Origin of the sequence: Comamonas sp. GCA5 (assembly GCF_036541385.1) — a bacterium.
GTDB lineage: Bacteria > Pseudomonadota > Gammaproteobacteria > Burkholderiales > Burkholderiaceae_C > Comamonas > Comamonas aquatica.
In genome coordinates, this window is record NZ_JAZHFR010000124.1 from 1 (window position 1) to 7,422 (window position 7,422).

General features: G+C 67.0%; 5 protein-coding genes and 1 pseudogene. 2 read left to right on the forward strand and 4 right to left on the reverse strand.

Annotated features, from left to right (window positions below; translation table 11 throughout):
* The first annotated feature begins 356 nt into the window (after positions 1 to 356).
* Positions 357 to 1,589: a phosphoglycerate dehydrogenase gene (gene serA, locus SJH88_RS17925; protein WP_183303365.1), complete on the forward strand. Its 1,233-nt coding sequence runs from the start codon at positions 357 to 359 to the stop codon at positions 1,587 to 1,589.
* 67 nt (positions 1,590 to 1,656) lie between these two features.
* Here the strand turns inward: serA and SJH88_RS17930 are convergent, their stop codons facing one another.
* The 3 genes from SJH88_RS17930 to SJH88_RS17940 all read right to left on the reverse strand — a co-directional run bounded on the left by SJH88_RS17930 (position 1,657) and on the right by SJH88_RS17940 (position 5,401).
* Complete coding sequence (locus SJH88_RS17930) at positions 1,657 to 2,190, reverse strand: GNAT family N-acetyltransferase (RefSeq protein WP_274755260.1); 534 nt, start codon at positions 2,188 to 2,190, stop codon at positions 1,657 to 1,659.
* 607 nt (positions 2,191 to 2,797) lie between these two features.
* Complete coding sequence (locus tag SJH88_RS17935; RefSeq protein WP_274755261.1) at positions 2,798 to 3,697, reverse strand: DUF817 domain-containing protein; 900 nt, start codon at positions 3,695 to 3,697, stop codon at positions 2,798 to 2,800.
* A gap of 660 nt (positions 3,698 to 4,357) precedes the next feature.
* Complete coding sequence (locus SJH88_RS17940; RefSeq protein WP_274755262.1) at positions 4,358 to 5,401, reverse strand: metal-dependent hydrolase; 1,044 nt, start codon at positions 5,399 to 5,401, stop codon at positions 4,358 to 4,360.
* A gap of 404 nt (positions 5,402 to 5,805) precedes the next feature.
* On the opposite strand from SJH88_RS17940, the gene SJH88_RS17945 reads away from it, so the two are divergent.
* A complete protein-coding gene (locus SJH88_RS17945) occupies positions 5,806 to 6,780 on the forward strand; it encodes a tripartite tricarboxylate transporter substrate binding protein (RefSeq protein WP_274755263.1) in 975 nt (324 codons plus the stop codon).
* A gap of 516 nt (positions 6,781 to 7,296) precedes the next feature.
* Here the strand turns inward: SJH88_RS17945 and SJH88_RS17950 are convergent.
* Positions 7,297 to 7,422, reverse strand: a pseudogene (locus SJH88_RS17950) (IS481 family transposase); the annotation flags it as partial.

The window sequence follows — 7,422 nt, forward strand, 5'->3', positions numbered from 1 at the left end:
CCGGCCCTGGCACCCAGTGCGGCCTCCGCCCCCGCCCCAGCGGCGCCCGCTGCCGCCCCCAAGGCCAAGGCCCCGGCGACCACGGCCGAGGACGACTGGGAAACCTTCTGAGCTTGAACCGCCTGCATGGCCCGCATGTCCCCTTCGGGGCATGCGCGGTGTGTTGGGCATAAAAATGGCTGCCAGCGCTTGTCCCACCAGCGCTGGCAGCTCTTTTTTTATGAGAACGGATGCCCGCCCGCACCAAGCAGCCCCGGGCCCCTGTGCCAGGCTGCGGCGGGCCGGCGGAGCACCTATCCCGCGTAGCGGTATCGCGAATCCGCTGTAATGGGGGATTGAGCAATCGGAGCCAAGTCATGACCCCCAAGACGTCGCTGGACAAGTCGAAGATCAAGTTTCTCCTGCTGGAAGGTATCCACCCCAGCGCCCTGCAGGTGCTGCACAACGCGGGCTACACCAACATCGAAACGGTGTCCGGGGCGCTGCCGCCCGAGGAGCTGCTGCGCAAGATTGCCGATGTGCACTTTGTCGGCATCCGCTCGCGCACCCAGCTGACGGCCGAGGTGTTTGCCGCCGCCCAGAAGCTGGTGGCCGTCGGCTGCTTCTGCATCGGCACCAACCAGGTCGATCTGGACGCGGCGCGCCAGCACGGCGTGGTGGTGTTCAACGCACCGTACTCCAACACCCGTTCCGTGGCCGAGCTGGTGCTGGGCGAAGCCATCCTGCTGCTGCGCGGCATTCCCGCCAAGAACGCGGTGGCGCACCGTGGCGGCTGGCTCAAGACTGCCGACAACGCCTATGAAATCCGCGGCAAGACCCTGGGCATCGTCGGCTACGGCTCCATCGGCACCCAGCTGTCGGTGCTGGCCGAGGGCCTGGGCATGCAGGTCGTGTTCCACGACGTGGTCACCAAGCTGCCGCTGGGCAATGCGCGCCAGGCCGCCTCGCTGCAGGAGCTGCTGGCCACCAGCGACATCGTCAGCCTGCACGTGCCCGAGCTGCCGTCCACGCAATGGATGATCGGCGCCGCCGAGATCGCCGCCATGAAGCCCGGTGCCATCCTGATCAATGCCTCGCGCGGCACCGTGGTCGAGATCGACCCGCTGGCCGACGCCCTGCGTGCGGGCCAGCTGCTGGGGGCGGCCATCGACGTGTTCCCGGTCGAGCCGCGCACCAACAAGGACGAGTTCACCTCGCCCCTGCGCGGCCTGGACAACGTCATCCTGACCCCGCACATCGGCGGCTCGACCATGGAGGCCCAGGCCAACATCGGCCTGGAAGTGGCGGAAAAGCTGGTCAAGTACAGCGACAACGGCACCAGCACCTCGGCGGTCAACTTCCCCGAAGTGGCGCTGCCGGCCCACCCCGGGCAAAAGCGCATCCTGCACGTGCACCACAACGTGCCTGGCGTGCTGTCGGCCATCAACCAGGTGTTTGCGCAGCATGGCCTGAACATCGTCGGCCAGTACCTGCGCACCGACGAGAAGCTGGGCTATGTGGTGATGGACATCGGCGCCGAGGCCCAGGACCTGCCGCTGGCGCAGCTGGCCGAGATCACCGGCACCATCCGCTGCCGCGTGCTGTTCTGAGCACGTCGGGCCCGCGCCGCCCCGCCTGGGCTCCGCGGCACGGGCGCGGGCGCGGGTGGCGCGCCGCTCACACCGGGGCGGCGGGCGCCTGGGGCTGGGCGTGGGCCTCGAAGTACAGCAGGTCGAACCACTGGCGGTGCAGCTGGATGCTGCAGCGCGAGTGGCCGAAACGGTGAAAACCATTTTTCTCCAGCACCCGGATCGAGGCCGGGTTCTCCGGCCGCGCCGTGGCCTCCAGGCGCTGCAGGCCATGCACCTGAAAAGCCTTGTGCATCACCGCCTGCACGGCGGCGCTGGCTAGCCCCTGGCCACTGTGCGTGGGCGCAATCCGGTAGCCCAGCGACGCGCTGTGGTACGGCGCGGGGCGCACCTGGGTCAGGTTGATGCGCCCCGCCAGCTCGCCACCCAGCCAGATCAGGTAGTGGAAGGCCTGGCCCGTCGCTTGCAGCTGCAGGGCCGCCTGCAGGGCGTGGTCAAAGCCGACCGGGGTGTAGAAGTTGTCGGGGCGGGGATTGACCCAGCTTTCGAAGTAGGCGCGGTGCGTGGTTTCCAACACCCAGAGCGGGTGCGCATCCTGGGCGCGCAGCAAGATCAGTTCCACGGTGGCTTTCGGGATGGAGATGCGGCGATTCTGTGGCGGGTGCGCAGGGCTTGGCAAGCGGGCGGCATCCACGGCAGTCGCGGGCGGGCCATGGCATGCGTGGCCATGACCGCGTGCTGGACGTGGTCCGTCTGATGCCTGCGGGTGAGCCACAGTGCCAGGCTGGGTGACTGTGGGGCGATGGAGTGGGCCGAGTCAGGCAACTGCCCGGCGCTGCCCCGATGGCTGGATCGGTGTCCACAAACCCCAGAGCGCCCTGGCGTGGGGTGGAATACCGAATGCGCCGCCGCATGTGTGAAGGTCCCGGAGCAGACAACGGTGGCCGCTGGCAGCGCCGTGGGAAGGACTGCATTGCGGCGGCACGGCCTGCAGACAGATGGCCCCCAGGACCAAGGACCGCCGGGCGCCTGTGCGTCTTGGCACGCCCATGCGTTGGGGCATGCCTGCTGCAAAGCACTTTGCAGCCGGGCCGACAGGGAAGCAGCCCCTCGGCCTCTAACCGGGTCGTCGCGCGCCACCGCGCCGGGGCGGCTGAAAAGAACTTTGCAGCGCACACCATCCACGCGGGTGGCCGGGCCCATGGCCGCTCCAGATGCGCAGCAGCGCCTCAGTGCGGCACGTGGATCTTGGTCTTGATGTGCTTGAGGTTGGCCACGATGGTGAAGGTCATCACCACCAGCATGGACCACGAACTCCACTTGCCCACGTGCACGGCCGACCAAGCGCCCAGCTGGTTGGGGTAGCTCCAGACCCCGGCGAAGGTGGAGATGTTCTCGGCCAGCCAGATGAAGAAGCCGATCAGCACAAAGGCCAGCAGCAGCGGCATCTGGCGGTCGCGGTCCAGCGGGCGAAACACCACCGTGGTGCGCGCGTACAGGCCCAGGGCGCAGGCGGCCAGGTACCAGCGGTAGTCGCCGATGTAGTGGTGGGTGAAGAAGTTGGCGTAGATCAGCACCGCGATCAGCGCTGCCATCCAGTGCGGTGGGTGGTGGCGGATGCGCAGGTCGAACAGGCGCCAGGCCTGGATGATGTAGCTGCCCACGGCCGCGTACATGAAGCCCGAGAACAGCGGCACGCCCCAGAGCTTGGTGTAGGCGAAGTCGGGGTAGGCCCAGGACTTGATGCCGCTGGAGGTCTTGAACACCTCCAGCGCGAAGCCCACGATGTGGAACAGGGAGATGGCCTTCAGCTCATCCCAGGTTTCCAGCTTGGTGGCCACCATGGCGATCTGGATGGCCAGGGCCGCCAGCAGCAGCACGTCGTAGCGCGGCAGGCCCAGCACGCCCGCGCGCGGCACGGCGAACACCGCCAGGAAGAACAGGCCCACAAACAGGCAACTGCGCGCCTCCTTGATGCCGAACCACAGAAACTCCAGCCCCGCACGCTGCAGCCCGCGCGGCTGCCAGTGGTGCGGCGGGTGCAGGAGGAAATCGTCCAGGCGGTTGAGGGAGGCCAGGGTGCTGGCGCTGCTGGCAGGGGCTGCGGTTGGCAGGGGCGTGGCGGACATGCGAGGGGCGGGCGGGACGGGTTGGGGCGGAGGGGGGAGTATGCCTTGGGGCGGTGGCGCTGCTGTGGCAGGCCGCACCAGTTGGCGGTAGCGCGTGGATGCCGTCCGGGGTGCGCTTTGGGCGCTGCACGGGTGTGTGGGCGGGGGCCGGGAGTCACCCGCGGCAGCGACCCGATTGCTTTTGCTGCGTCCAAAGCAACCGGGGTTCGCGCTTGCGCGGGGTGCCACGCATGGTGCGCAGCCCTGTGCGTGGAGACCCCAGAAACGACGACGCTGGCAGCGGGCGGTCCGGCAGAACGGCCTGCGCGACGGCGTCACTCCGTTCAAACCACTGCCGGGAATTAGAAGCAAACCCGAAAGCGTGCGCCTCTTGGCACACGCCCGCGCTGGGGCTGGGATGCCCGCTACGGGGTGTTGAACCGGTGGGGTTGGCGGGGCGAGCAGGTTGTTAGCGTGGCCAACACCACCCCGCCCACCACAGGTGGGCGGTAGCGACGGGGCGTGAAGCCGCAGACCGTACGCCCGGTACGGCCAGGCGCAACCACGGCGTACCTAGGGTGGGGTTCGCCACTCTGGATGAAATGCGCAGCTGGCGCTGATCCAGCCTGCGCCGGCAGCTCACTTTTTAGAAAACACTGCCCTCTGTGCGGCCTGCGCTTATTAGTGCGCCGTAGCGGCGGGGGCACGCAGATCACGCCCCAGGATGCGGTCGATCAGCGCGGACAGACTGAAGCCGGACGACAGCACGGCGCTGACCTTGTGCGGCTGCGTCTGCCCCGCATCCAGCTGCGCGGGCGTGCCCAGGTCGAAGACAAAGCTGTAGTGTGGCTCCTGGCCCATGCGCAGGTCGGTCAGCAGCACGCGGCCGTCGCGCAGTTCCATGCGGATGGGGCCCTGGGTGAAGCGCTGCATGGCCTGCACCGCCGGCACGCTGGCCCAGCGCTGCAGGTAGGCCTGGCCGCGCTCCGTGGCCGTCAGGGGGATGTGGTGCCCCTGGTCCAGCAGGCTGTAAAAGCCCTCGTAACTGTGCGTGGGCGTGATCGCCAGCACCCGCCACAGCACGGTGTTGAACGGCGTGGCATAGACAAACAGCTGGGCATCGGGCACGCCTTGTTCGGCCAGGGCCTGCTGCGCCACGCTGCGCACCTGGTGCTGGGCGCCCACGCTCCACAACAAATAGCAGCAGCTGAAGACCAGCGCCCAGCGGTTGGGCCCCCGCCAGTCCACCCCGCGCCGCGCGCGCAGCCCGGACAGCAGCAGGCCCAGCAGCAGCGGCAGGGTGTAGAGCGGATCGATGATGAACACGCTGCCCACGGCAAACGCGTGGTCGGTGAAGGGCTGCAGGAACTGCGTGCCATAGCTGGTCATGGCGTCGATGCCCACATGGGTCAGCAGCGCCAGCAGCCAGGCCAGGCTCCAGCGCGCCGTCAAATTCGGCGCACCCGCAGGCGCCTTGCGGTCCACCAGCTTATGCGTCAGCCAGCCGAACAGCGGCGCCGCCAGCGTCAGAAAGAACAGCGCATGCGACTCGGCCCGGTGGCGCACCATGTTCAGCAGATCGTCGCCATGGTCGATCAGCACATCCAGATCGGGCACCGTGCCCGCCACGGCGCCCACCAGGGCGGCCTTGGCAAAGGACGTGCGGCGGCCCATGACGGCCACGGTCACGCTGGCGCCGAGCACGGCTTGGGTCAGAGAGTCCATAGGGTGGGGGTTCTCGCGAAGGCGTTGAAGGATGAGGCCCTGTACGGGCCAGGGCGAAGCGCAGACGTTGCCCGTATTAGGCGGGCTGGAAAGGGAAAAGTTCTGTGGAGGGTGGCTTTGGAGGCGACTTGCCTGGTGGTCTGGCTGTGGTCGAGAGGCTCCCGGCGGTGCAGCTGATGTGGGGCGCGTCCAATCCAAGTGCCCCACACATCAGAGGGCCGCGTGACCCATCCGCTGTCGCGTCGATCGCAGCGAGATGGACAGCGGTTGATGCCTGCTGATATGGGGCAAGGTGGCACAACGGCCAGCTATTCCGCGGGAGGCATCCTGCCCTGGCGCTTGCGGGATTGTCGCGATGCGGCCGCGTGGGCGACGGACTAAGCTGGATGGCAGGAGACAACACGATGCACAAAACCCTGCTTCTGGCGGCCGCGACCTGCGCGGCCACGACTTTTGCGGCCCCGGTGGCTGTAGCCTACCCCGACAAACCCATCAAATTGATCGTGCCCTTCCCGCCCGGGCAGGCGACCGACATCTTTGCCCGCGCCCTGGCTGAAAAGTTGGGCCAATCCCTGGGCCAGCCCCTGGTCGTGGAAAACAAGGCCGGCGCGGGCAGCAACATCGGCAGCGAACAGGTGGTGCGCAGCCCCGCGGACGGCTACACCCTGCTGGTCGCCGGCAGCGCCATGGCCGTGAACCAGACGCTGTACAAAAAGGTGAACTTCGACCCGCGTGTGGACCTGGTGGGCATCAGCCTGATTGCCAAGGTGCCCCTGGTCTTCCTGGCCCACCCCAGCGTGGGCGTGCGCAGCATGAAAGACCTGGTGGACAAGGCCCGTGCCGAGCCCGGGCGCTGGAACTATGCCAGTGCCGGCATCGGCGGCACCCAGCACCTGAGCGGCGAAATGGTCAAGGCGCGCGCCAAGCTGCAGATCGAGCACATCCCCTACAAGGGCAGCGGCCCGGCGCAGGCCGACTTTTTGGGCGGGCAGGTGCCGCTGATGGTGGATTCGGTCACCGCCGCCCTGGCCAACATCCAGGCCGGCAAGGCCATCCCCTTGGGCGTGACTTCCAGCACCCGATCCAGCCAGTTGCCCGAGGTGCCCACCATTGCCGAATCCGGCCTGCCCGAGTTCCGTGGCTTCGAGGCCGTGGGCTGGCTGGGCCTGATGGCGCCCAAGGGCACCCCCAAGGACATCGTGGAGCGCCTGAACCGCGAGACCGTGGCCATCCTGCGCAGCCCCGAGATGCGCAAGTTCATCAGCGACCGTGGCTCGGAGGCCGTGCCCACGACGTCGGCAGAGATGGATGCCTTTGTGGCGGCGGAGATCACGCAGTGGGGGCAGGCGGTGAAGCAATCCGGTGCTTCGGTGGACTGAGTGGCGGTTTTCTATCCACACGCCTGCCGGGGTGTGCGCCAGGCGGCAGACACGCCAGCCCACAGGCTGGGCACCTCGGCGCAGGTCGAAAGGGTTATGAGCCGAATGTGGCTGTAGCGCTTGTCTAGCTTGCGCTAGTAGCTATGCATGTTGAAAAGTGCTTTGCGTTTTGCGCGCTGCGCTGGCTTTAATTTCTGAGCCGGCTTATCGCGCCGGGGGCGACTTACTTTCTTGCTTGTGCAAGAAAGTAAGCAAAGAAGCACACCCTGCTACCTGCGTCCCTTTGGGCTTGGCTGCGCCAAACCCAAGCGGGCAACCTGCGGTGCTCGCCTGCGGGGTGCGCCGCAGAACTCACTGCGCGGTTTGCCGCTCCGCTCAAACAACTGCGGCGAGTCAGATCACGAGGTGTGTGTTCCGTGACACACACGCTACCCTGTAGTCTGTGCGCTTCAGCGCAGGTAGAAGGTAAATGGCGGTTATGGGTCGAATGTGACTCCAGTGCTCATGTGGCAAACGCTAGTTGTCGGGTCCCGGATGATTACGCACGTTCTTGACGAATAAATCAGGAGCTTTCATCTTCCATTTTTTGAGTGCTTGGACTGGGGCTTCATGCCCCAGTGCCTTTTGTGGCAAGTGGTGGTT